The organism is Bradyrhizobium sp. JR3.5, assembly GCF_054057015.1.
In genome coordinates this window covers 1,905,830-1,929,087 of the sequence record NZ_JBSRYV010000002.1, presented here as the reverse complement: position 1 = coordinate 1,929,087, position 23,258 = coordinate 1,905,830, and the positions used below count along the sequence as shown (strand labels likewise).

22 protein-coding genes are annotated in these 23,258 nt (G+C 65.2%); 15 read left to right on the top strand and 7 right to left on the bottom strand.

The annotated features are described in order from the left end of the window. Positions 1–23 precede the first annotated feature (23 nt). The 10 genes from ACVWW1_RS26070 to ACVWW1_RS26025 all read left to right on the top strand — a co-directional run bounded on the left by ACVWW1_RS26070 (position 24) and on the right by ACVWW1_RS26025 (position 9,917). Positions 24–1,679 carry a nitrite/sulfite reductase gene (locus ACVWW1_RS26070; protein WP_456657906.1) on the top strand — a complete coding sequence of 552 codons (1,656 nt, stop codon included), beginning with the start codon at positions 24–26 and terminating at the stop codon, positions 1,677–1,679. Further along, complete coding sequence (locus ACVWW1_RS26065; protein ID WP_229172086.1) at positions 1,666–2,181, top strand: DUF934 domain-containing protein; 516 nt, start codon at positions 1,666–1,668, stop codon at positions 2,179–2,181. The genes ACVWW1_RS26070 and ACVWW1_RS26065 overlap by 14 nt, the downstream gene beginning before the upstream one ends. Then, entirely contained in the window at positions 2,178–2,906 is a 729-nt protein-coding gene (locus ACVWW1_RS26060) for a phosphoadenylyl-sulfate reductase (protein ID WP_456657905.1), read from the top strand. Before ACVWW1_RS26065 ends, ACVWW1_RS26060 begins: the two co-directional genes overlap by 4 nt. A 196-nt stretch (positions 2,907–3,102) precedes the next feature. Further along, entirely contained in the window at positions 3,103–4,092 is a 990-nt protein-coding gene (locus ACVWW1_RS26055; RefSeq protein WP_456657904.1) for a sulfate ABC transporter substrate-binding protein, read from the top strand. 63 nt (positions 4,093–4,155) lie between these two features. Further along, positions 4,156–4,962: a sulfate ABC transporter permease subunit CysT gene (gene cysT, locus ACVWW1_RS26050; protein ID WP_176534823.1), complete on the top strand. Its 807-nt coding sequence runs from the start codon at positions 4,156–4,158 to the stop codon at positions 4,960–4,962. Positions 4,963–4,970: 8 nt separating this feature from the next. Continuing rightward, positions 4,971–5,933 carry a sulfate ABC transporter permease subunit CysW gene (gene cysW / locus ACVWW1_RS26045; protein WP_456657903.1) on the top strand — a complete coding sequence of 321 codons (963 nt, stop codon included), beginning with the start codon at positions 4,971–4,973 and terminating at the stop codon, positions 5,931–5,933. Further along, entirely contained in the window at positions 5,923–6,972 is a 1,050-nt protein-coding gene (locus tag ACVWW1_RS26040) for a sulfate/molybdate ABC transporter ATP-binding protein (RefSeq protein WP_456657902.1), read from the top strand. Before cysW ends, ACVWW1_RS26040 begins: the two co-directional genes overlap by 11 nt. A 299-nt stretch (positions 6,973–7,271) precedes the next feature. After that, positions 7,272–7,769 (top strand): CAP domain-containing protein, encoded by a 498-nt coding sequence (locus ACVWW1_RS26035; RefSeq protein ID WP_076860877.1) that lies wholly within the window; start codon positions 7,272–7,274, stop codon positions 7,767–7,769. 162 nt (positions 7,770–7,931) lie between these two features. Further along, on the top strand, positions 7,932–9,116 hold the full coding sequence (locus ACVWW1_RS26030; protein WP_456657901.1) for a DUF3734 domain-containing protein: 1,185 nt from the start codon (positions 7,932–7,934) through the stop codon (positions 9,114–9,116). Between the two features lie 12 nt (positions 9,117–9,128). Further along, positions 9,129–9,917 carry a 3-hydroxybutyrate dehydrogenase gene (locus ACVWW1_RS26025; RefSeq protein ID WP_092118875.1) on the top strand — a complete coding sequence of 263 codons (789 nt, stop codon included), beginning with the start codon at positions 9,129–9,131 and terminating at the stop codon, positions 9,915–9,917. A 114-nt stretch (positions 9,918–10,031) separates the two neighbouring features. Here ACVWW1_RS26025 and ACVWW1_RS26020 read toward each other — a convergent pair whose 3' ends face one another. Next, the gene (locus tag ACVWW1_RS26020) at positions 10,032–11,423 is read right to left on the bottom strand and encodes an oligosaccharide flippase family protein (RefSeq protein WP_456657900.1); all 1,392 of its coding nucleotides are present in this window, start codon (positions 11,421–11,423) and stop codon (positions 10,032–10,034) included. 259 nt (positions 11,424–11,682) lie between these two features. Further along, on the bottom strand, positions 11,683–12,519 hold the full coding sequence (locus ACVWW1_RS26015; protein ID WP_456657899.1) for a protein-disulfide reductase DsbD domain-containing protein: 837 nt from the start codon (positions 12,517–12,519) through the stop codon (positions 11,683–11,685). A 113-nt stretch (positions 12,520–12,632) separates the two neighbouring features. Between ACVWW1_RS26015 and ACVWW1_RS26010 the strand changes: the two genes are divergently transcribed. After that, complete coding sequence (locus tag ACVWW1_RS26010; protein WP_456660680.1) at positions 12,633–13,316, top strand: YqgE/AlgH family protein; 684 nt, start codon at positions 12,633–12,635, stop codon at positions 13,314–13,316. A 130-nt stretch (positions 13,317–13,446) separates the two neighbouring features. Here the strand turns inward: ACVWW1_RS26010 and ACVWW1_RS26005 are convergent, their stop codons facing one another. Both ACVWW1_RS26005 and ACVWW1_RS26000 read right to left on the bottom strand, forming a co-directional pair. Then, on the bottom strand, positions 13,447–14,334 hold the full coding sequence (locus ACVWW1_RS26005; RefSeq protein WP_456657898.1) for a TauD/TfdA dioxygenase family protein: 888 nt from the start codon (positions 14,332–14,334) through the stop codon (positions 13,447–13,449). Between the two features lie 101 nt (positions 14,335–14,435). Continuing rightward, positions 14,436–15,215, bottom strand: a complete 780-nt coding sequence (locus ACVWW1_RS26000) for an SDR family NAD(P)-dependent oxidoreductase (RefSeq protein ID WP_207834939.1) — start codon at positions 15,213–15,215, stop codon at positions 14,436–14,438. A 194-nt stretch (positions 15,216–15,409) separates the two neighbouring features. Between ACVWW1_RS26000 and ACVWW1_RS25995 the strand changes: the two genes are divergently transcribed. Further along, the gene (locus ACVWW1_RS25995; protein ID WP_456657897.1) at positions 15,410–16,144 is read left to right on the top strand and encodes an SDR family NAD(P)-dependent oxidoreductase; all 735 of its coding nucleotides are present in this window, start codon (positions 15,410–15,412) and stop codon (positions 16,142–16,144) included. A gap of 59 nt (positions 16,145–16,203) precedes the next feature. Then, positions 16,204–16,578: a CsbD family protein gene (locus ACVWW1_RS25990; RefSeq protein WP_176528928.1), complete on the top strand. Its 375-nt coding sequence runs from the start codon at positions 16,204–16,206 to the stop codon at positions 16,576–16,578. 169 nt (positions 16,579–16,747) lie between these two features. Here the strand turns inward: ACVWW1_RS25990 and ACVWW1_RS25985 are convergent, their stop codons facing one another. The 3 genes from ACVWW1_RS25985 to ACVWW1_RS25975 form a co-directional block, all read right to left on the bottom strand. Further along, complete coding sequence (locus tag ACVWW1_RS25985) at positions 16,748–18,481, bottom strand: SGNH/GDSL hydrolase family protein (protein ID WP_456660679.1); 1,734 nt, start codon at positions 18,479–18,481, stop codon at positions 16,748–16,750. A 326-nt stretch (positions 18,482–18,807) separates the two neighbouring features. Continuing rightward, positions 18,808–20,187: a lytic murein transglycosylase gene (locus ACVWW1_RS25980; RefSeq protein WP_456657896.1), complete on the bottom strand. Its 1,380-nt coding sequence runs from the start codon at positions 20,185–20,187 to the stop codon at positions 18,808–18,810. 134 nt (positions 20,188–20,321) lie between these two features. Further along, entirely contained in the window at positions 20,322–20,741 is a 420-nt protein-coding gene (locus ACVWW1_RS25975) for a MerR family transcriptional regulator (RefSeq protein ID WP_456657895.1), read from the bottom strand. A 90-nt stretch (positions 20,742–20,831) separates the two neighbouring features. Here ACVWW1_RS25975 and ACVWW1_RS25970 point away from each other — a divergent pair, with 90 nt between their 5' ends. Together ACVWW1_RS25970 and galU are read left to right on the top strand one after the other, a co-directional pair. Further along, complete coding sequence (locus ACVWW1_RS25970) at positions 20,832–22,133, top strand: NADH:flavin oxidoreductase/NADH oxidase family protein (protein ID WP_456657894.1); 1,302 nt, start codon at positions 20,832–20,834, stop codon at positions 22,131–22,133. 137 nt (positions 22,134–22,270) lie between these two features. Continuing rightward, a complete protein-coding gene (galU, locus tag ACVWW1_RS25965; protein WP_456657893.1) occupies positions 22,271–23,146 on the top strand; it encodes a UTP--glucose-1-phosphate uridylyltransferase GalU in 876 nt (291 codons plus the stop codon). Positions 23,147–23,258: the final 112 nt, after the last annotated feature.

Here is a 23,258-nt window from a genome sequence, read left to right as displayed (position 1 = left end):
CGCCGGCGTAAGGCTCATCGAACATGTATGCTTATGACGAACTCGACCGCACGCTGATCAACGAGCGTGTTTCGGAATTCCGCGATCAGGTGAAGCGCCGCCTTTCCGGCGAGCTCACCGAGGACGAATTCAAGATCCTGCGCCTGCAGAACGGCGTGTATCTGCAGCTGCACGCCTACATGTTCCGCGTCGCGATCCCCTACGGCACGCTGTCGTCGAAGCAGATGCGGCGGCTCGCCCATGTCGCGCGCCGCTACGACCGCGGCTATGGCCACTTCACCACGCGGCAGAACATCCAGTTCAACTGGATCAAGCTCGCCGAGCTGCCAGACGCGCTGGCCGATCTCGCCGAGGTCGGCATCCATGCGATGCAGACCTCCGGCAACAACATGCGCAACGTCACCTCGGACCAGTGGGCCGGCGTCGCGCCGGGCGAGATCGAGGATCCGCGGATCTGGTCGGAGCTGATCCGCCAGCACACCACGCTGCATCCGGAATTCTCGTTCCTGCCGCGCAAGTTCAAGATCGCGATCACCGCCGCAGAGCACGATCGCGCCGCGATCAAGATCCACGACATCGGGCTGCGTTTGCACAAGAACGCCGACGGCGAGACCGGCTTCGAGGTGCTGGTCGGCGGCGGTCTCGGCCGCACGCCGTTCATCGCCAAGACCATCAAGCCGTTCGTCCCGGGCCGCGATATCCTGAGCTACATCGAGGCGATCCTGCGGGTCTACAACCAGTACGGCCGCCGCGACAACATCTACAAGGCGCGCATCAAGATCCTGGTGCATGAGCTCGGCATCGAGAAGTTCGCCAAGGAAGTCGAGGAGGAATGGAAGCAGATGGGCGATGTCGGGCTGACGCTCGATCACACCGCCATCGAGGAGGTCCGCTCGCGCTTCTCCTATCCTCCTTACGAAAAGCTGCCGCACATGCCGGACGAGCTGAAGCAGGCCGCGCATGACAAGCTGTTCGAGCGTTGGCGCAAGAATTCGGTGTCGGCGCACAAGGTGCAGGGCTATTCGATCGTGACGCTGTCGCTGAAGCCGGTCGGTGGTCCGCCCGGCGACGCCACCGCCGAGCAGATGGACGCGGTCGCCGACCTCGCCGACAAATATTCGTTCGGCGAGATCCGCGTCGGCCACGAGCAGAACCTGGCGCTGCCGCACGTCGCCAAGCGCGACCTGCCACAGCTGTTCAAGGCGCTCGACCGCCTCCGCCTCGCGACGCCGAACGTCAATTTAGTGACCGACATCATCGCCTGCCCGGGACTGGATTACTGCTCGCTGGCCAACGCGCGCTCGATCCCGATCGCGCAGGAGCTAACGCGGCGCTTCGCCAACCACGACACCGCCGACCTGATCGGCCGGCTGCACATCAACATCTCCGGCTGCATCAATGCCTGCGGCCATCACCATGTCGGCCACATCGGCATTCTCGGCGTCGAGAAGAACGGTGAGGAGTTCTACCAGATCACGATCGGCGGCCGCGCCGACGAGAACGCGCAGATGGGCACCCTGATCGGCCCGGCCGTTCCCTATGCGGAAGTCGCCGACGTGATCGAAGACATTGTCGAAGCCTATCTCGCGCTGCGCGACCGTCCCGAGGAATTGTTCGTCGACACGGTAAAGCGTCTGGGCGTCGAGCCTTTCAGGGAGCGCGTCTATGCCACTCGTTAAGCAGGGAAGACTGACCACCGATCTGTTCGTGCATGTCGCCGACGGCGCCGAGCTGCCGGGTGACGGCGCGGTGCTGGTGACGGCCGAGCGCTTTCTCGCCGATCCGGAAGCGCTGCTGCGCCGCCCGGGCAAGCTGGGGGTGATCTGGCCGAACAACCGCAACCTCGACGAACTGGTGCCGCATCTCGATCGGCTGGCCTCGGTTGCGCTGGTGTTCCCGACCTTCCGCGACGGCCGCGCCTACAGCCAGGCCCGCCTGCTGCGCGAGCGCTACGGCTATGACGGCGAGCTGCGCGCCACCGGGCAGATCCTGCGCGACCAGTTCGTGTTCATGACGCGCGCCGGCTTCGATGCCTTCGAGGTGAAGAAGGATGCCGACGCCGACGCGTTCGCCCAGACCATGAAGCGCTATTCGGTGTTCTATCAGCCGACCGGCGACGGCCGCGTCACCGCGCTCAACCGCCGCATGCAGCTGCGTCACTCGGAGAGTGCCGGCCAGTGAGCACACTTGCACCAGAGCTCGCAGAGGCATCAGTCGCATTGCCGGCAGCGGATGCGCTCGATCGCGCGCTGCGCAAAGCATCGCCCGCCGAGGTGATCGCGGCCGCATTGCGGACGGTCGGCCGCGAGAGGCTGGCGCTGGTGTCGTCGTTCGGCACCGAGGCCGCCGCGCTGCTCAAGGTGATGGCGGACGTCGATCCGGCGATCCCGGTGGTCTTCCTCGACACCGGCTGGCTGTTCGAGGAGACGCTGGCTTATCGTGATACGCTGATCGAGACGCTCGGCCTCACCGATGTGCGCTCGATCAAGCCCGATGAGCAGGCGCTGTCGCGCCAGGACCCCGACCGCGAATTGTGGTTCAGCGATCCCGACGCCTGCTGCCGCATCCGCAAGGTGGAGCCGTTGGCGCGCGCACTGAAGCCGTTCGCCGGCTGGATCAACGGCCGCAAGCGTTTCCAGGGCGGTGCCCGCGCCGATATCCCTGTTGTCGAGGACGATGGCGTCAGGCTGAAGTTCAATCCGTTCGCCAACGTCTCGCGCGAGGAGATTGAGGCGATCTACACGCTCGGCAAGCTGCCGCCGCATCCACTTGTCGCATCGGGATATCAGTCGGTCGGGTGTATGCCTTGCAGCAGCCGGGCCGCGGCCGGCGAGGATGCGCGCGACGGCCGCTGGCGTGGCCGGGCGAAGACGGAATGCGGCATCCACACAATGAAATTGTCGTAGAGCGCTGCGCCAAATCGCGATGACGCTTCATCGCGATCTGGCGACGCGACAAAGCCTTCGCAGCGCGGCGAGTTCGTAGCACAAGCGCGCTGCGCCGCTGAAAACAAAGAAAACCGGTTTCGTTGACTTGAGGCCGCTTCACCGTGAGTGATGTCTTGCGTGTTCCCTGACGTTCTCAGGTTGAATGGAGACAGAAATGATCCGTCGTATGCTGCCGCTGGTCGCGGGATTGTTGTGGGCGAGCTCGGCCTTCGCGGCCGACTATTCGCTGCTCAACGTGTCCTACGATCCGACGCGCGAGCTCTATGTCGATTTCAACAAGGCGTTCGCCGCGGCCTATCAGAAGGAGACCGGCAAGAGCGTCGAGATCAAGCAATCGCATGGCGGCTCGGGCTCGCAGGCGCGCTCGGTGATCGACGGATTGCAGGCGGATATCGTCACGCTGGCGCTGGCCTATGACATCGATGCGATCGCGGGCAAGGGCCTGCTCGCAGCGGACTGGCAGAAGCGGCTGCCGCTCAACGCCTCGCCCTATACTTCGACCATCGTGTTCCTGGTCCGCAAGGGCAATCCCAAGGGCATCAAGGACTGGGACGATTTGATCAAGCCCGGTGTTGCCGTGATCACGCCGAACCCGAAGACTTCGGGCGGTGCCCGCTGGAACTATCTCGCCGCCTGGGGCTATGCCCAGAAGAAGTTCGGCTCGGCCGACAAGGCGAAGAAGTTCGTCGCCGATCTCTATCAGAATGTCCCGGTGCTCGACACCGGTGCGCGCGGTTCGACCGTGACCTTCGTCGAGCGCGGTGTCGGCGACGTGCTGCTCGCCTGGGAGAACGAAGCCTTTCTGGCGCTGCGTGAATTCGGCCCGGACAAGTTCGAGATCGTGGCCCCGGCGCAGTCGATCCTGGCCGAGCCGCCGGTCGCCGTCGTCGATGCCGTCGCCGACAAGAAGGGCACCCGTGCCGTCGCCGAAGCCTATCTGAAGTACTGGTACAGCAAGGAAGGCCAGGAGATCGCCGCGCGCAACTCCTACCGGCCGCGCGATCCCGAGATCGCCAAGGAGTACGAAAAATCCTTCGCCAAGGTTGAACTTTTCACCATCGACGACGTTTTCGGTGGTTGGACCAACGCGCAGAAGGAGCACTTCGCCGAAGGCGGCATCTTCGATCAGATCTACAAGAACTGAACGGGATATCGCGCGGGTCGAACAGGGGGATATGTGAGCACAGCGGTTGCAAGGCGCAGCACCCTGCCGGGGTTCGGTCTCACCATGGGGCTGACCCTGACATGGCTCTCCGTGATCATCCTGATTCCGCTGGCTGCGCTGTTCCTCAAGACGTTCGAGCTCAGCCTCGATCAGTTCTGGACCATCGTCACCAGCCGCCGCACCCTGAACGCCCTGAAGATCTCGTTCGGGCTTTCGTTTGCGGCCGCCTGCGTCAATCTGGTGATGGGCACCATTATCGTCTGGGCGCTGGTGCGCTACCGTTTTCCGGGCCGGCGGCTGTTCGACGCCATCGTCGATATTCCGTTTGCCTTGCCGACCGCGGTCGCAGGCGTGGCGCTGACGCAGCTGTTTGCCCAGAAGGGCTGGCTCGGCGCGCCGCTCGCCGAGCTCGGCATCAAGGTCGCGTTCACGCCGATCGGTATCTTCATCGCGATGATCTTCATCGGCATTCCGTTCGTAGTGCGCACGGTGCAGCCGGTGCTGATCGATCTCGATCCCGAGATCGAGGAGGCGGCGGCAAGCCTCGGTGCCAATCGCTGGCACACCGTGTTTCGCGTCATCCTGCCGAGCCTGATCCCGGCGCTGCTCACCGGCTTTGCGCTGGCCTTTGCCCGCGCCATCGGTGAATACGGCTCGGTGATCTTCATCGCCGGCAATCTGCCCAACGTCTCCGAGATCGCGCCGCTGTTGATCGTGATCCGGCTGTCCGAATTCCGCTACGCCGACGCCACCGCGATCGCGGTCGTGATGCTGGTGGCCTCGTTCCTGATCATCTTCCTGATCAACCGGCTGCAGCGCTGGGCGCAAGCCCGCATTCCCGTGCATTGAGGTTCGAGATGTCGATGCAGACGGGATTGGCGACCTCGACCACGCAGCTGCGGACCTACGCGCCCGCGACCGATGTCAGCGTTGCGGCCCCAGCGCCGCGGCTCGAGATCGCGCGCGCCGAGCCGGTCGCGGCGCGGCGCAACCCGCGCACCGAGCCGGGTCCGATCCGCTTGATCATCGTTGCGCTGGCGATCGCCTTCCTCAGCATCTTCGTCGTGCTGCCGCTGGTCGTCGTGTTCGCGTCGGCCTTCTCGAAAGGCATCGTCGCCTATTTCGCGGCGCTGGCCGAGCCGGAGGCGCTCGCTGCGATCAAACTGACGCTGCTGGTCGCGGCGATCTCGGTCACGCTCAATCTCGTGTTCGGCGTGGTCGCGGCCTGGGCGATCTCGAAATTCGAATTCACCGGCAAGACCTTCCTGATCACGCTGATCGACCTGCCCTTCTCGGTCTCGCCCGTGATCTCGGGCCTGGTCTTCGTGCTGCTGTTCGGCGCGCAGGGCTATTTCGGGCCATGGCTGCAGGCGCACAACGTTCACATCCTGTTCGCGGTGCCCGGTATCGCGCTGGCGACGATCTTCGTCACCTTCCCCTTCGTGGCGCGCGCGCTGATCCCGCTGATGCAGGAGCAGGGCACCCAGGAAGAGGAGGCGGCGATCTCGCTCGGCGCCTCCGGCCTGCAGACCTTCTTCCGCGTCACGCTGCCCAACATCAAATGGGGATTGCTCTACGGCGTCCTGCTCTGCAACGCGCGCGCGATGGGCGAGTTCGGTGCGGTGTCCGTCGTCTCCGGCCACATCCGCGGCGAGACCAACACGATGCCGCTCCTGGTCGAGATTCTCTACAACGAATATCAGTTCGTCGCCTCGTTCGCGATCGCGTCGCTGCTGGCGATGCTGGCGCTGATCACGCTGGTGGCGAAAACCGTTCTCGAGCGGCGGCTCGACGAGCCAGAGGTGCCCGATGGCGATTGAAGTCACGAATATCGTAAAGAAGTTCGGCAGCTTTGCCGCGCTCGACAATGTCGATCTCAAGGTCGCCGACGGCGAGCTCTTGGCGTTGCTCGGCCCATCCGGCTCCGGCAAGACGACGCTGCTGCGGATCATCGCAGGCCTCGATTGGCCTGACTCGGGCGAGGTCGCGATCGACGGCGAGAATGCGCTCTCGCGCGGTGCCAGCGAGCGTCAGGTCGGCTTCGTATTCCAGCACTACGCGCTGTTCCGCCACATGACGGTGTTCGAGAACGTCGCGTTCGGCCTGCGCGTGCAGCCGCGCGCGATCCGCAAGGACGAGGCGACGATCCGCGCCCGCGTCAAGAACCTGCTCGATCTGGTGCAGCTCGACTGGCTCTCCAATCGCTATCCGAGCCAGTTGTCCGGCGGCCAGCGTCAACGCATCGCGCTGGCGCGTGCGCTTGCGATCGAGCCGCGGATCCTGCTGCTCGACGAGCCGTTCGGCGCGCTCGATGCCAAGGTGCGCAAGGAGCTCAGGCAATGGCTGCGCTCGCTGCACAACGAGATCCACGTCACCTCGATCTTCGTCACCCACGACCAAGAGGAGGCGCTCGAAGTCGCCAACCGCGTGGTTGTGATGGACAAGGGCAAGATCGAGCAGATCGGCTCGCCCGGCGAGGTCTATGACAATCCGGCGACCGCCTTCGTGCACGGCTTCATCGGCGAATCCATCGTGCTGCCGGTCGATGTGGCCGGCGACGCGGTGCGGCTCGACGGCCGTCCGCTGAACATTCCGGCGTTGGGTGCCGCGTCCGGCGCGGCCAAGCTGTTCGTCCGCCGCCACGACATGGCGGTCGGCCCGGCGGGAACCGGGGCGCTGGAAGGCGCCATCCGGCATGTCCGTTCGTTCGGTCCGATCCAGCGCGCCGAGGTGGCCCTGTCGGGGGGCGAGGGCAAGACCGTGATCGAGATCGACGCCCCCCGCGACCGCGAGCTCCAGGCCGGCGAAATCGTCTCGCTGCAGCCCCGCCGCTACCGGATCTTTGCCGCCCAAGAGTAGGCTCCGTAGCACGGATGCTCAAACCTCCCCTTGGAGGTCGCTTTGCTTGCCAGAGCAAAGCGGGTGGGGCTCTCCACATCCAGTGTCGCCTGTGGCCGACCCCCATCCCGACCTTCCCCTTTCAGGGGAGGGAGAAGCTCGGCAGCCCGGATGGAGCGCAGCGAAATCCGGGACTTCGCTCGGCGAATCGACTGTTCCCGGAGATCGGTGGCTATTGATGGCCAAAAGTTAGCCCCTGTTCACCATTCAGCCACGGTTGGTATGCAACAACGGCGGGCCAACCTTGGGGGTTTTCAGTAGTGAAACGGACGACGGTCGCCCTGTTCGGGCTTCTGGTGCTTGCCGGCTGCGGTACAGACACCAAAATCCCGGAAGAACCGGCCATGTATCTCAACATGGCGCAGCCCGGTGCCGTGCTGGACAGCCAAGCCGCCGCGATCATGTTTTCGCAGTACCGCCAGAACAACGGTCTCGGCACCGTGGTGGTGGACCCGGACCTGACTAGGCTCGCCGAGCAGCAGTCGCAGGCGATGGCCGCCCGCAACAAGATGGACCATGACGTCAAGGCCCCGCTCGGCAAGCGGCTCGAGGCCGGCGGCTATCCGGCGACCGTGGCGGTCGAGAATATCTCGGCCGGCTACCACACGCTGGCGGAAGCCTTTTCGGGGTGGCGCGATTCGCCGCCGCACAAGGCCAATATGCTCAAGAGCGGTGTCACAAAAATGGGCATCGCGGCCGTTTATGCTCCGAATACCAAATACAAGGTGTTCTGGACGCTCATTTTGGCGGCAACCTGATCTCGATAAATTCCGCGTGATCTAGAGCGTGATCCGGAAAAGTGTGAAGCGGTTTTCCGAGAAGATCATGCTCAAACAGAGAGCCCTCCATCTCGTTGATTGACGCGGCTGCGAACAGCCGCCACGGTGCGCCTTCAAGTCATTTGAACCGAACGGTTACGAATGGATACTTCGGATTCCGCGCCCGGCTCGACGCCGGCGCAAGGGCAGCGTGTGCTGGTTCTTCAGGGCGGCGGTGCGCTGGGCTCCTATCAGGCCGGCGCCTTTCAGGCGCTCTGCCATGCAGGCTTCGAGCCGGAATGGATCGCCGGCATTTCGATCGGCGCCATCAATGCCGCGATCATCGCCGGCAATGAGCCGGCCAACCGCGTGCCGCGGCTGAAGGAATTCTGGGATATGGTGTCGGCGCCGGTGCCCTGGAATCCGGTCTCCAAGCATGAGCGCGCCCGCTCGCTGTTCAACGAGACCAGCGCCGCCATCATCGCGACCTTCGGCGTGCCCGGCTTCTTCACGCCGCGGATTCCGCCGGCGCCGCTGTGGCCGCCCGGCAGTTCGCAGTCGCTGAGCTATTACGACACGGCACCCCTGAAGAAGACGCTGGAGCGGCTGGTCGACTTCGATCGCATCAACGATCTGAAGACGCGGCTGTCGGTCGGCGCGGTCGGCGTCACCTCGGGCAATTTCCGCTATTTCGACAATTACGAGTTCAAGAAGCTCGGCAAGAAGATCGGCCCCGAGCACATCATGGCCTCGGGCGCTTTGCCGCCAGGCTTTCCCGCCGTCGTGATCGAGGGCGAGCATTACTGGGACGGCGGCATCGCCTCCAACACGCCGCTCGACTTCGTGCTCGACGAGGAGACCGGCCGCGATCTCCTGATCTTCCAGGTCGACCTGTTCAGCGCGCGCGGGCCGGTGCCGGAGACGCTGCTGGAGGCCGCCGAGCGCGAAAAGGACATCCGCTTTTCCAGCCGGACGCGGATGAACACCGACAAGAACAGGCAGATCCACAACGCCCGCATGGCGGTGCGCGACCTGATCAGCAAGCTGCCCGATTATTTGAAGAACGATCCGTCGGTCGAACTGTTGCGCAAGGCGTCCAAGGAGAACACCGTCACGGTGGTTCACCTGATCTACAAGAGCAAGAATTACGAGAGCTCGTCGAAGGACTACGACTTCTCCCATGTTGCGATGGTCGAGCACTGGGGCGCGGGCGTCCGCGACGTGCATTTGTCGATGCGTCACAAAGAATGGCTAGAACGGCCACAGTCCGGCGAAACCATGGTGACTTACGACCTCACGGGGGACGAACCCACGCCCCCTGAAACGAAGTCCCCTGCAAGCAAATAGGAGCGAAGAACAATGGGTACGTTGACAGGCAAGACCGCCGTTGTGACCGGCTCGACCAGCGGCATTGGATTGGCTTATGCGCGCGCCTTCGCCGGCGCCGGCGCCAATATCGTGCTCAATGGCATGGGTGTGCCGGCCGACATCGAGAAGGAGCGTTCCGGCATCGAGACCGATTTCAAGGTCAAGGCGGCTTATTCGCCAGCGGACATGACCAAGCCGGCCGAGATCGCCGACATGATCGCGCTCGGTGAGAAGACCTTCGGTTCGGTCGACATCCTCGTCAACAATGCCGGCATCCAGTTCGTCTCGCCGATCGAGGAATTCCCGCCGGAGAAGTGGGAAGCGATCATCGCGATCAATCTGTCGTCGGCGTTCTACGGCATCCGCGCCGCGGTGCCCGGCATGAAGAAGCGCGGCTGGGGCCGCATCATCAACACCGCATCGGCGCACTCGCTGGTCGCCTCGCCGTTCAAGTCGGCCTATGTCTCGGCCAAGCACGGCATCGCCGGCCTCACCAAGACCGCGGCGCTCGAGCTCGCGCAGTTCAAGATCACCTGCAACTGCATCAGCCCGGGCTATGTCTGGACGCCGCTGGTCGAGCACCAGATTCCGGAGACCATGAAGGCGCGCAACATGACCAAGGAGCAGGTCATCAAGGACGTGCTGCTCGCCGCCCAGCCGACCAAGGAGTTCGTCACCTCGGAGCAGGTCGCCGCACTCGCGCTGTTCCTGTGCGGCGACGATGCCGCGCAGATCACCGGTGCCAATCTCTCGATCGACGGCGGCTGGACGGCGGAGTAGTTTTCCGGCGGGATTTTTGCCGAAGAATGAGCCGGCCCTGATCCGATCAGGGCCGGCTTTTGCTTTCGATCTGATGATCGCCGCCGGCGGTGAGTCATCCGGCCCGCCTCAATGCTACGGCGCCGACCGGGCCTTCCCGAACGCCAACACGTGCAGCCCGAGGCGCGAGCGCACCACGACGAACAGCAGGATCGTCTCGAAGATCAGCGACAGCGAGGTCGAGGCCGCCGCGCCCATGCCGCCATAGCGCGGCACCAGCGTCATGCAGAGCCCGACATTCATGAAGAACGACACCGCATAGGCCGTGGCGCAGATGCTCTGGTGTCCCAGCATGTTCAACAGCCGCTCCACCGGCCCGATCGCCGAGCGTACCACGAGCCCGATCGCTGCGACGAACATGATGCTGTAGCCGTCGACGAATTTCGGGCCGAACAGCCACAGCAGCGGCTTGCCGAACGCGAGCAGGGCGATGGTCGCGAGCAGCGAGGGCCAGAACGTCCAGCTGATGGCGTGTGCGACATAGGCCGACAGCCGATCCTTGTCGCCGAGCGCATTGTATTCGGCGAAGCGGTGCGCCGTCGTCGCCGACATCGCGTAGTGGACGAATGACACCAGCGCCAGCGTCTTCACCACGGCGAAGTAGATGCCGACCTCCTCGGAGGAGCGGAATTGCTGCAGCATCAGCACGTCGGTGTAGCCGAGCAGCAGATAGAAGCTCTCGACCAGCATGATCGGCAGCGAGATCGCGAACCAGCCCCTGACGTCGTAGGTCTTCTCGCCCGGCCCGAGATGGGCGGCGAGGCGGCGGTTCAGCACGATCATCTGGCCGATCGCCGCGATGTACACGGCCGCGGCACTCGCGATCATCGCAGCCGTCGCGCCGAGATTGAGGCCGAGCGCCAGCGCGCCGGCGGTGAGCGCGATGATCAGTCCCTGCCGCACGATGAACTGCGGCATCAGGCCGAGCTGCATCCAGTCATGCGCGCGCGAGATGCCGTCCTGGGTGTTGGCGACCACGAAGGGCGGCAAGGTCAGGCAGCCGATATAGAGCGGCACGACCGCGTTGGGGTCGATCCAGGGCGAGGCGAGGTGGATCACGCCGGCGAGCAGCAGTGCCACTGTGCTCGACGCGGCAAGCACCACCCAGCGGCCGCCGGAGAGGAAGCCGCGCAGCGCGGCGAGGTCGCCGTGTGCGCGATATTCCGGGATGATCTTCTGCGAGGACGGCGCGATGCCGAAATCCATCGTGCTGCCGAGCAGCAGCACCCAGGTCCAGACATAGACATAGATGCCGTAGTCCGAGCCGCTCATCCAGCGCGCCAGCAGGATCTGCGCGAGATAGGCGATGGCGGCGCTGATGACGCGGATGACGAAGATCATGCCGGCGAGGCGCTTGGTGACCGAGGCCTCCTTGGTGCCGCCGAGCAGGCGCGCGGCGAGGCCGCGCAGGCGTGCGGCCGGCCCCGATGGCGCGGAGGTTGCGGATTGTGTCTCCATCACAGCCAAGGCGGAAAATTCCTAAAGCGCCGCAAGGCGGCAATGGCTCCCGATCTATCAACGAAACGTTAAGATTGGGTTGGGTGACGGATGCTCTCAACCCAGGCGTCGTCCCGGCGAAAGCCGGGACCATACCACAGGGAACAATTGGTGCGCACACCTTGAACCCCAGCGTGCTTCACACGGCAGCCGCGGAGTATGGGGCCCGGCTCCCGTGCGCAATTGCGCACCAGGCCGCGACGACGCTATTGGAACGACCTTTTTGGCGTCAGTTCAAATTGATATTGAATTCGTAGCTTTTGTCGCCGCCGACCAGCGTCAGCTTCAGCGCGGCGCCGTCCGCTTTGGCACCCGGCGGCAACCCGTCGAGCTCGAACGAGAAGCGCTTCACGCCCGGCGGCGCGTGCTCGACGAGCTTGGGCACGGGCAGCGCCCAGTCGGGCGTCGGCCCCTCGACGAACAGGCTGAGGTCCTTACTCTCCGGCGCGGCGACATCGACCAGCACGTTGTTGCCGTCGCGCTTGACGTCGCGGATCGTGAACGGGGTGGGATCGCCGATATTGGCGGGCTTCGGTACCGCGTTGAGCGCTTCCGACAGCGCGGCGTCCTCGGTCGAGGCTACGCTCGCGAACGCCAGCTCGGCCTTCGCTTCCACCGGCACGCACAGCTTCTCGCACACCGCGTAGCTGATGTCGGCGCGCAGCACCAAGGGCTTGTCGGGGTTCTTCGCCACGATGCGCAGCGGCAGCACCACCTGGTGCTTGTAGCCAAGCGAGGTACCTCCGGCGCCGTCGTCGAACTGGCGCGGCGCCGGCCACATCACCGTGACCGCATCGACATTGTCCGACCTGGAGAAATCGAACCGCGGCGGCACGCCGGAATCGCCTGGCGTGCGCCAGTAGGTTTTCCAGCCGTCCTGCAACTGGAAGGCGATGCCGCCGAGCAGCACCGCGCCGCTGCGCGATCCCGCCAGCAGCCTGACCGCCGAATGCGTATCCTGCTGCCACGGCGAGGCGTCGTCGGCGCGAACCTCCGTTGCCACGGATGCGACGGAAAATATGGCGGCGACGGCAAATGCGGCACGCATGGGAACTGTGACGATCATGAGACGTCTTTACCTGCAACTTTCGTTGCAAACCATTGAATTGCTTGTGATGCATCGCCGCACGGCGGCCGAAGGTTGATTGACAGAACCGCGACCCAATATCAGGATGCCAAATCAGCAGGAGAGGCCTTTGCGGATGCCGCCCTGAAGGCAAAACAGGCAAGACTCGCAAGACCGCCGCCGGCGGAAGCCCGGCCGTCGGTCCCCATGCCACCGAAGATGGCTATCTCGATGGCCAGATGCTGATCGCGATGCCTGTGATGAACGACCCGCGCTTCGAACGCTCCGTGATCTACATGTGCGCCCATTCGTCGGAGGGCGCGATGGGCATCATCGTCAATCGCCCGGCCGGCAGCATCGATTTCCCGGGGCTGCTGGTGCAGCTCGACATCATCGAGAAGTCGGACCAGATCACGCTGCCGGAAAACGCCGAGATGATGAAGGTGATGAAGGGCGGCCCGGTCGACACCGGCCGCGGCTTCGTGCTGCACTCCAGCGACTTCTACATCCAGGATGCGACGCTGAACATCGACGACGGCATCTCGCTCACCGCGACCGTCGACATCCTCAAGGCGATCGCCAAGGGCTCCGGTCCCAAGCACGCGATCCTCGCGCTGGGCTATGCCGGCTGGGCGCCGGGCCAGCTCGAGAACGAGATCCAGCACAATGGCTGGCTGCATTGCGATGCCGATCCGGAGCTGATCTTCGGCACCGATGTCGACGAGAAATACGCGCGCGCCCTGCGCAAGATCGGCATCGAAGCCGGCATGCTGTCGAACGACGCCGGGCACGCGTAGCGCGTTCGCCATTCTTCCGGTGTCATGCCCCGCGAAGGCGGGGCATCCAGTAAGCCGCGGCCTATCGGTCATCCACAGACGCCTCTGGAATACTGGATCAGCCGGGCGATGACGGGATTTGGCAGCGCCGCTACTCGGCCGCTTCCTGCGCGACCGTCGGCTGGGTGCCGGCCACCGTGGCGCGGCGCATGTCGCGGGGCTGCGACTGGTCGTAGCGGCGCACCCGGTGCACGGTCTGGCGGTTGTCCCACATCACGAGGTCATGCACCGTCCATTTGTGCACATAGACGAATTCCGGCTGCGTGGCGTGCTCGGTGAGATCGCGCAGCAGCAGCCGCGCCTCCGGCATGCTCATGCCCCTGATGGCGCCGGCATGCGAGGACAGATACAGCGACTTGCGGCCGTGCACCGGGTGGGTGCGCACCAGGCGCTGCAGCACCGGCTTGAACATCTCCTTCTCCTCGTCGGTATAGTCGAGGAAGCCGAGCGAGCCGCGCGAATACATCAGCGAGTGCTCGCAGATCATGTCGTCGATCTCGGCCTTGGTCTCGTCGTCGAGCGCGTCATAGGCCGCGCGCATGTCGGCGAACCCGGTGTTGCCGCCCTTCGGGTTGACGATGCGCGCCGACAGCAGCGAGAATTTCGCCGGGATCGGCCGGAACGAGCTGTCGGAGTGCCACAGGCAGTTGCCGAGATTGAACAGATGGGTGCGGTGATCCTTCGGCAGCGGCTTGCCGTCCTTGCCGAGATTGGAGACGTCGTTGAGCCCGGAGGAGAGGCGGTAGTCTTCCTTCTTCGTCACCGTGCCGCCGCGCGCGTTCTCGCGCTCGCCGAAATTCAGCGCGAACGCCATCTGCTGCTCGTCCGTGATGTCCTGGCCGTGGAAGATGAGCACGGCGTATTTGTCCATGCCGGCCTCGATGTCGATCGCTTCCTGCTTCGTCAGCGGCTTGCGCAGATCGACGCCGGAGACCTCGCCGACGAAATGCTTGTGAAGCTGCCGGATCAGGACCGTCATTGGCGCATCTCCCCGTATCGCGCGGGCGGTTGTCCCGCTTCGTTTGACGAGAAGGCTACTCCCGACGCGCGCCCTGTCAACGCTTCGCGACCAGATGCGGGTCAGGCATTCCGCGCCATCAACCCGCCGTCGACCGGAATCACCGCGCCGGTCAGGAACGATGCGGCGGGCAGGCACAGGCTCAGCGTCATGTGCGCGACCTCTTCCGGATCGCCGTAACGGCCGAGCGCGGTGCGGCGCTTGGCGTAGATCGTCTTGTGCTCCTCGGAGATGCGGTCGGTGATGGCGGTGCGGATCGGGCCCGGGCAAATGCAGTTCACGGTGATGCCTTCGCGTCCCAGTTCCACCGCGAGCGAGCGGGTCAGGCTGGTGACGCCGCCCTTGGCCGCGGAGTAGGGGCTGTGCATCCCGGTCGCGCCGAGCGCCTCGGTCGAAGCGATGTTGACGATGCGCGGCGATCGCGACTTGCGCAGGTATGGCAGTGCGGCGCGGATGATGCGCGGATGCGCGGTCAGCATCACCGCGATGCCCTTGGCCCAGGCGTCCTCGTAACCGGGATCGTCGATCGGCACCCGCACCGAGATGCCGGCATTGTTGACGATGATGTCGAGCCCGCCGAAATGCGCCGCGACATCGCCGACGACCCTGGTGATGGCGTCGCGGTCGCTGACGTCGAGCGTCCAGGCCTTTGCCGAGCCGCCGCTTGCTGCGATTTCCTTCACCACCGCCTGCGTGCCCTCTTCGGTCAGATCGGTGACCGCGACATTGGCGCCCTCATCGGCGAACACGCGCGCGGTGGCGCGGCCCATGCCGCTGGCGGCACCGGTGACGAGAACGGTGAGGCCCTTCACCGAGCGGCTGAGCTGTTTGAATTCGGACATGACGGATTCTCGCGAGATGAAATTTGGCGCGTTGTGAGACCGGCAACGCTGGCACCGATCCGTAAAGACGTCAAACCGGTGATCCGCTATCGCCGCGCGCGCAGCGCGTTAACGCAAGTTCTGTGTTGGCTTTTGCGTTGGCTTTTCGAAAAGGATCATGCTCAATCAAGAAAACAACACCGGAGAGGAACGCGATGAACGAGCTCGATTTCGGCGGCAAGCAAGTACTGGTGGTCGGCGGCTCCAGCGGCATCGGCAACGGCATCGCGCAGGCCTTCCGCGCCAAGGGCGCGCGCGTTGCCGTGTACGGCACCCGCGCGCAGGCGAGCGACTATTCCGCTGAGGAAGGCTCGCATCTCGAGGGCCTTGCCTATGCGCAGCTCGACGTCAGCAATCCGCAGGCGATCGAAAGCCTCACGCCGTCGTTCGATCGGCTCGACGTGCTGGTGCTGGCGCAAGGCGCGGTGATTTACCGCCGCGGGGAATTCCAGATGGAAGGCTTCCGCAAGGTGATGGAAGTCAACCTGATGAGCCTGATGGCCTGCGCCACCAAATTCCACGCGATGCTGAGCGCGAGCAAAGGATCGCTGATCATCGTGAGCTCGACCGCGGCCTATCATTCCACCATGGGCAATCCGGCCTACAACGCCTCGAAGACCGGCGCAGTCGGCCTGACGCGCACGCTCGGCGAGGCCTGGGCCGAGAACGGCATCCGCGTCAACGGCATCGCGCCCGGCCTCGTCGACACCAAGATGACCAAGGCGACGACGGCGAATCCAAAGCGGCTCGAAGGCGCGCTCGAGCGCATTCCGCTGAAGCGTCTCGGCACGCCCGCCGACATGGCCGGCGCCGCGCTGTTCCTGGCCTCGCCGCTCGCCTCTTACGTCGTCGGCCAGACCATCATCGTCGATGGCGGGCTCATTCTTTAGCTCCAGGAACTTGTGCGAGGTTCCGCGGTTGGCCTCCTGACAGTTTCAGGGAGCACGTGATGGACAAGGATCGGATTTTCGGAACGGCGAAGGAATTCGTGGGCAAGGCCGAAGGCGCCGTCGGCGATGCGGCCGGCGATGCGCAGACCCAAGCCTCGGGCCGCGCGCGCGAAGCCGCAGGCGCGGTGCAGGATCTCTACGGCCAGGCCAAGGACGCTGCGCGCGACGCCGCCGACACCGCGGTCAACTACGCCAAGGATGCTTATGAGAATCGCGGCGAGACCGTTCGCAGCGGACAGAGGGCGATGGCGCAAACGGTGCAGGACAATCCGCTCGGATCGCTCCTGATCGCCGGCGGCATCGGCTTTGCGCTGGCGCTGTTGATGACGCGCCAGCCGCGCCGCCCGCCGTCACGCTGGCGCTACTACGGCTGAGATTCGTTCACGGTCATTGCGAGGAGCGAAGCGACGAAGCAATCCATCCGTCCGCGCGTGCGGATCGATGGATTGCTTCGCGGAGCCTGTCGTCCGGCGGCGCTTCGCGCCGACCGGATGGCTCGCAATGACGTGGATCTAGCTTCAATTCGATGAGAGCGCGCGCCGCCTACTGCCAGGGATTCCCCGGCACCGCGGCACGCTGTCCGACATTGCGCGGCGGGCGCGGCGGCGGGGCGACCAGCGGGCGCTGCTGCTGCGGCGCGCCGAATCCGAAGATGTCACGCAGCCAGGGCTGCGTCTGTGGCTGCTGTTGCGGCTGGGCCTGGGCCGGATGGAACACGCGTCTTGGCGGCTTCGGCGCGGTGATGATCGAGCCGTCGGGCGCGATCGCCGTGGTCGAGGGCGGCGGATTCGCAGGGCCTCCCGCTGGGGCGGCCGGCGTGGTCGCGGCAACCGGCACGTCGCCCTTGGCCTGCTCGCGCCCCATTTCGCGGCGCGGCCAGGCGAAATCATCGGCGCGGCCGGCCGGCGGCGCCAAGGCCTCGCCTTTCACCAGCGTGCGTGCGGCAAGCGCGTCGACCGCGGCGGGGCGTGAGCCGGGGCCGCCGAGCAGTTGATCGGTACCGACCGTGGAGGCGACCAGCGGCAGCACGGGCCCTGCCAGCGGCCGCGGCGCGGGCTTGCCGGGCTCGGTGCTGGTCTCGGGCGTTGCCGGTTCGCTCGGCAGCGCGATCGGACCGGTGCGCACCGCGAGCAGGCGGGTCACCTCGCGCTCGACATAGTGCGCGAGCTTGCGCGCGCCGGCCTTGGTGAAGAACACGCCGTCATCGGAGCGCAGCTTGCGCGGCTGGCCTTCGAAGTCCGGGCCCTTCGGCATGAAGCGGCCGGCCTCGTCGACAAAGCCGTCCCAGACGTCGACATAGGTGATGCCGGCCTTGCCGGCGCCGTCGCGATAGAGCGCGTCGAGGAACAGCATGTCCGACGTGCCCTTCTGGCCGCGGATCGCGGGCAGGCCGACCCACAGCACCGGCACGCCCTTGCTCTTCAGCACGTTGATCAGCTCCTCGATCTTCTTGCCGTAGAGCTCGACCCAGCGGTCGTCGCGGAAGTCATAAAGGCCATTGGGCGAGCGCGCGGTCTTTTCCGGCGCGGCCTGTGAGTCCGTGTCGGCGTCGTCGGCCGGCAGCTCGGCATCGACCGGCTTGCTGTCGCTCTTGCTATCGGTCTTGCCGTCCGTCTTGGCGGCGGCATCGGGCTTGTCGCCGGGCTTTGCGTCCGGCTTGCCGCGCGCGTCCTTTTTCTCGTCCTTCTTGTCGACCTTCTTCTCCGCGACCGGTTCGCGGATCGAGGTGCGGTCGTTGAGGCCGAGCATCACGACGATGGCGTCGGGGTTCTCGGCGGCGAGAATGCCCTTGGCGGCCGCAGCCCAATCCGCCGGATCGCCCTTGGGCTGATAGCGGATCAGGCCGGAGACCGTCTTGTGCTTGCGGATCACGCCCATGTCGGGCTGGTCGGAATAGGCATCTTCCAGGCCATAGGCGAGCCAGTCGGCCATGGCGTCGCCGATCACGAGCACGTTGCGCTCGGCGGCGGCTTCGCGCTTCGCCGGCGGCGGAGCGCGCGAGAAATCCTCGCGTGGCCGCTGCGGCTGTGATGATTGCGGCTGCTGCTGGAATGGCGCGAAGAAATCGCCCCCGAACCAGCCGCCACCGCCACCGCCGCCGTGCTGCGGCGGAGCGCGGCGCTGCGGTTGCGGCGGTCCGCCACCGAAGCCGGGGAAGCCGAAGAACTGCGCCGAGGCGGGCTCGGCAATGCCGATCAACAGCGCAAGCGCCACCGTCAGCGCGACCAGCGGACCGGCTTCGGTGAATAGGCGCAGGAAGGATTTCGGCTTCGCCATCGAGTTCGTCGCAATGATCAGGAAGTACGTGAGCATATTAGCGGAATCGGGCCGCAAGCGGGCAGCTTTTCCACCATAAATCGGGTGCCTCCGGTCGCCGTCAAGGCGCCGGGCAAATATCGGATTTCACGGTTAGTTTTGGGGGAGGGGCTCAACGGCTGCCGCATCGGAACCGGACTCCCTCTTGCGGGGGAGGGTTGGGGTGCGGGTGTTGCCGCGATGGGGCTGATCATTATGCGGAGAGAGCCACCACCCGGATTGCATCTCCGATGCAATCCGACCTCCCCCGCAAGCGGGAGAGGTGGAGGGAGGTCGTGGCCTCGGCCCTATCGCCCCCGCAGCCGCTCCAGCACCTCGGAGGTGGCAAAACCGTCGGCCGGCGCCCCGATCGAGACCTGGAAGCCGCGCAGCGCCTCACGGGTCTGGCCGCCGAACTGGCCGTCGGGTGTGCCCTTGTAGAAGCCGCGCTGGGCCAGCAGCTGCTGCAGTTCCAGCCGCTCGGCGCGTGACAGCACCCGTTCCTGGCGCGGCCAGGGCTGCACGAAGGGCTGGCCGCCGCGCAGCCGATCGGCGAAATGGCCGATCGCGAGCGCATAGGCCTCGGCCGGGTTGTACTTCATGATCACCCGGAAATTCTGCAGCATCAGGAAGCCCGGGCCCTCGGCACCGGCGGGCGCCAGCAGATAGGCCTTGTCGGACGGCCGCGGAAACGGCTGGCCGCCCGGCCGCTTGACGCCGAGCTGCTCCCATTGCGACAGCGGCATCGCCTTGGCGCGGTCGGCCAGCATGTAATTCAGGCCCTGCGGCAGCACCACCTCGTACCCCCAGCTCGCGCCGGTCTGCCAGCCGTCCTTCTTCAGATTGTTGGCGGTCGAGGCGATCAGGTCGCTCGGATTGTCGACGACGTCGCGGCGGCCGTCGCCGTCGCCGTCGACGGCGTAGCGCTTGAATGCGGTCGGCATGAACTGGGTCGGGCCGAACGCGCCGGCCCAGGAGCCGCGCATCTGTTCGGGCCTGAGATCGCCGCGGTTGAGAATCTCCAGCGCCGACAGGAATTCGTCCTTGAAATAGGCCTGGCGGCGGCCGATGCAGGCGAGCGTCGCGGTCGACTGCACCACGCTGCGATCGCCCATCTGGGTCGAGTAGTTCGACTCGATGCCCCAGATCGCCGCGATGATGTAGCGATCGACGCCATAGGCCTTCTCGGTTGCGTCGAACTGCGGCTTGTATTTGGCGAGGATCTCGCGGCCCTTGGCGAGCCTGGTGTCGCTGACGAGGATGTCGAGATAGTCCCAGATCGCCTTGGTGAATTCCGGCTGCGAATCCAGGAGATCCATGATGCGCAGATCGGGCTGCAGGCCCGCGGTGAAGCGCTCGAAGTTCTGCTGGGTGATGTTGCGTCGCGCCGCATCCGGCCACATCGCCGCAATACAGTTCGGGAAGTCGGATGCGGCCTGACGGATCGCGGCTGCCGTCATCAAGGGATGGCCGGAGGCGCCGTCTTCCCCGCTCCAGGGCGGCGCTGCGCCGTCCTGTCCGGTTGCGGCCTGCGGCGGCGTCGCGGCGTTCGGGGAGAAGATGCTGTCGATGAGGTTGGTCAGGCCGTTGCCGGCCGATTGCGCTTGCGTGCTGCCGGGCATCAGCAGGGCCAGCGCGATCAGGCTCGCGCTGCAAAGCCTGGTCCTTGTTGTTCCGGTCGCGCGCATGTGTCGTGTGCCTGTCAAAATCGTGCCGTCCCAGAAGGCCCCGTCACGGTTTCCAATAGCTTAACAAAGCGCAGCATTTGGGGCGTGACGAAATCGCGCGTGATGGATTGACCGGGACAAATTGTCCGGCGTCGTCAACCGGCTTTGGCCTGTTCCCTGAGACCAGCCAGGACGGCTTCGGCGTTCTCGAAGCAGTCGCCGCCCGGCGGCGCGGCTTCGATCCGGGCGATCACGGCCTCGAGCCCAGCCTGGGTTTCGGACAATCGCCGCTGCAAGGCTGCGACCTCGACCACCTTGGCCTTGAGCGCGGCCACCAGCGTGTCGCGGCTCCAGTCTCCCTTGCCGTGCGGCGGCAGCAGGTTTCGGATCTCGTCGAGCGAAAATCCAGCCTGCTGAGCCATTACGATGATCTCGAGGATCTGCCGGGTTCCGCGCGAATACTGCCGATAGCCATTCAGGCCGCGATCGATCGACCCGATCAGACCCTCTCGCTCATAGAAGCGGATGCGCGACGGCGCGAGGCCCGACTCCCGAGCCAGTTCTCCGATCTTCACTGCCGTGCTCCTCGCTGCTTGACCTTAAAGTTTACTTTAAGGTTAGGGTGCGCGCAGATCAACAAGGAACTCGATTAAGGAACCTGGCTCATGTCGCCGTTCGACTCCCTCACTCTGCCCAACGGAAGCACCGTTCCCAACCGCATCGCCAAGGCGGCGATGGAGGAGAACATGGCCGACGCCGGGCATTTCCCGTCGGCCGAGCTGCTGCGCCTCTATCAGGCCTGGGCCGACGGCGGCGCCGGTCTCATCATCACCGGCAACGTCATGATCGATCGCCGCACCATGACCGGACCGGGTGGCGTCGTGCTGGAGGACGGCACGCCGCTTGAAGCCTTTCGGAACTGGGCGCGGATTGGCCGCTCCAGGGGCGCGCAAGTCTGGTTGCAGCTCAATCATCCGGGCCGGCAGATGATGAAAAACATGGGCCAGCAGACGCTGGCGCCATCGGCGGTGCCGCTCGATCTCGGCAAGCATTCGAACCTGTTTGCGATGCCCAAAGCGATGACCGAGCACGACATCGACGAGGTGATCGCGCGCTTCGTCACGGCCGCGAAACTCGCAGAGCAAGCCGGCTTCTCCGGCGTGCAGATCCATGCGGCGCACGGCTATCTGATCAGCCAGTTCCTGTCGCCCTTGAGCAACCGGCGCACTGACCGCTGGGGCGGCTCGCTGCAAAACCGGGCGCGTCTGTTGATCGAAACCGTCAAGGCAGTCCGTGCGGCGGTGGCGCCGGGCTTCTCGGTCGCGGTCAAATTGAACTCGGCCGATTTCCAGCGCGGCGGATTCGATGCAGCCGATGCGAAGACCGTCGTCGAGATGCTGAATGAATTGCCCGTGGATCTGGTGGAACTGTCGGGCGGCAGCTACGAGGCGCCGGCGATGCAGGGCGATGCACGCGATGGCCGCACGCTGGCGCGCGAGGCCTATTTCCTCGACTTCGCGCAAGATATCGCCGGGGTCGCCAGGATGCCGGTCATGGTCACCGGCGGCATTCGCCGCATCGGCATCGTGCAGCAGGTGCTCGATAGCGGCGTCGCTATCGCAGGCATCGGCACCGCGCTCGCCATCAGGCCGGATTTGCCGAACGCCTGGCGCAGGGGTGAGGATCTGCGGCCAGAAGTCGCGCCCATCCGCTGGAGGAGCAAGCCGATGGCCTCGCTTGCTGCCATGGCGGTCGTGAAATTCCAGCTGCGGCGGTTGAGCCGGGGCGGCACGGCCAATCCGAACGTTTCGCCGCTGAAGGCGTTGGTTCTCGCCCAGTTGCGCACGGCGTTGCTCACCCGCAAATATCGCCGCTGGATCGCGTCATCTGCCAACGCGACGGCTGCGTCTCACGGCACGTCAGCGCCGTCGCGCGCCAATGTGCGGGCCGTCGGGATGCCTCGGTAAGCCAAACGCATGGGTGGAAAAAAGACGGATCCGTGCGCATCACACATCCGCCTTTGTTCTCGGCTGCAAAACGGGTACGAAGAAGCGATTACATTTCGCGCCGCCGTCCCACCCGTTTCAAGGCTTCCGATAATCCCATGAAGATCCGCAAAGCCGTCTTTCCCGTCGCCGGTCTCGGTACCCGCGTGCTGCCCGCTACCAAGGCGATGCCGAAAGAGATGCTGACGATCGTCGACAAGCCCCTGATCCAGTATGTGGTCGACGAGGCCCGTGAAGCCGGCATCGAGCACTTCGTGTTCGTCACCGGCCGCAACAAGGGCGTTATCGAGGATCACTTCGACCGCATGTTCGAACTCGACACTACGCTCGCGCAACGCGGCAAAAAGACCGAGCAGGACATCCTGGCGCAGAACCAGCCGGAAGCCGGCGCGATGAGCTTCACCCGGCAGCAATCGCCGCTGGGGCTCGGCCACGCGGTGTGGTGCGCGCGCGACATCGTCGGCAACGAGCCGTTCGCGGTGGTGCTGCCGGACGAGCTGGTGCTGAACACGCCGGGCTGCCTGAAGCAGATGATCGACGCCGCCAACAAGCTTGGCGAGAAGTCGAACGTGATCGCGGTCGAGGCGGTGCCCGACGAGCTCACCCATCAATACGGCATCTGCGGCGTCGGCAAACGCACCGGCAACATCTTCGAGGTCGACGGCATGGTCGAGAAGCCGCCGAAGGGCACCGCGCCGTCGAATCTATCGATCACCGGCCGCTATATCCTGCAGCCGGAGATCTTCAACATCCTGGCCACGCAGGAGCGTGGCGCCGGCGGCGAGATCCAGCTCACCGACGCGATGATCGGGCTTGCCAAGACGCAGAAGTTCTACGGCGTCGAGTTCGAGGGCGAGCGCCACGATTGCGGCTCCAAGCCCGGCTTCCTCCGCGCCAACATCGCCTTCGGCCTCAAGCGTCCTGAGCTGCGCGACGGATTGATTGCAGAGATGAAGAAGTATCTGGGGGAGTGAGCCGAGAGTTCTGCGCCCCGTCATTCTCCGGTGCGCAATTGCGCACCTGAGGGCTCGCGCCAAGAGGCGCGCCCCGAAATGACGGTGAGGTGAGAACTAGCCCCGCGTCGCG

Bases quoted from the DNA above. Each gene is read 5' to 3' on its own strand.
- ACVWW1_RS26040 (WP_456657902.1), top strand. From the start codon at position 5,923: ATGGCGATTGAAGTCACGAATATCGTAAAGAAGTTCGGCAGCTTTGCC.
- ACVWW1_RS25970 (WP_456657894.1), top strand. From the start codon at position 20,832: ATGTCGCCGTTCGACTCCCTCACTCTGCCCAACGGAAGCACCGTTCCC.
- cysW (WP_456657903.1), top strand. From the start codon at position 4,971: ATGTCGATGCAGACGGGATTGGCGACCTCGACCACGCAGCTGCGGACC.
- ACVWW1_RS25985 (WP_456660679.1), bottom strand. From the start codon at position 18,481: ATGGCGAAGCCGAAATCCTTCCTGCGCCTATTCACCGAAGCCGGTCCG.
- galU (WP_456657893.1), top strand. From the start codon at position 22,271: ATGAAGATCCGCAAAGCCGTCTTTCCCGTCGCCGGTCTCGGTACCCGC.
- ACVWW1_RS26055 (WP_456657904.1), top strand. From the start codon at position 3,103: ATGATCCGTCGTATGCTGCCGCTGGTCGCGGGATTGTTGTGGGCGAGC.
- ACVWW1_RS26065 (WP_229172086.1), top strand. From the start codon at position 1,666: ATGCCACTCGTTAAGCAGGGAAGACTGACCACCGATCTGTTCGTGCAT.
- ACVWW1_RS25995 (WP_456657897.1), top strand. From the start codon at position 15,410: ATGAACGAGCTCGATTTCGGCGGCAAGCAAGTACTGGTGGTCGGCGGC.
- ACVWW1_RS26005 (WP_456657898.1), bottom strand. From the start codon at position 14,334: ATGACGGTCCTGATCCGGCAGCTTCACAAGCATTTCGTCGGCGAGGTC.
- ACVWW1_RS25990 (WP_176528928.1), top strand. From the start codon at position 16,204: ATGGACAAGGATCGGATTTTCGGAACGGCGAAGGAATTCGTGGGCAAG.
- ACVWW1_RS26000 (WP_207834939.1), bottom strand. From the start codon at position 15,215: ATGTCCGAATTCAAACAGCTCAGCCGCTCGGTGAAGGGCCTCACCGTT.
- ACVWW1_RS26030 (WP_456657901.1), top strand. From the start codon at position 7,932: ATGGATACTTCGGATTCCGCGCCCGGCTCGACGCCGGCGCAAGGGCAG.
- ACVWW1_RS26070 (WP_456657906.1), top strand. From the start codon at position 24: ATGTATGCTTATGACGAACTCGACCGCACGCTGATCAACGAGCGTGTT.
- ACVWW1_RS26015 (WP_456657899.1), bottom strand. From the start codon at position 12,519: ATGATCGTCACAGTTCCCATGCGTGCCGCATTTGCCGTCGCCGCCATA.
- ACVWW1_RS25980 (WP_456657896.1), bottom strand. From the start codon at position 20,187: ATGCGCGCGACCGGAACAACAAGGACCAGGCTTTGCAGCGCGAGCCTG.
- ACVWW1_RS26025 (WP_092118875.1), top strand. From the start codon at position 9,129: ATGGGTACGTTGACAGGCAAGACCGCCGTTGTGACCGGCTCGACCAGC.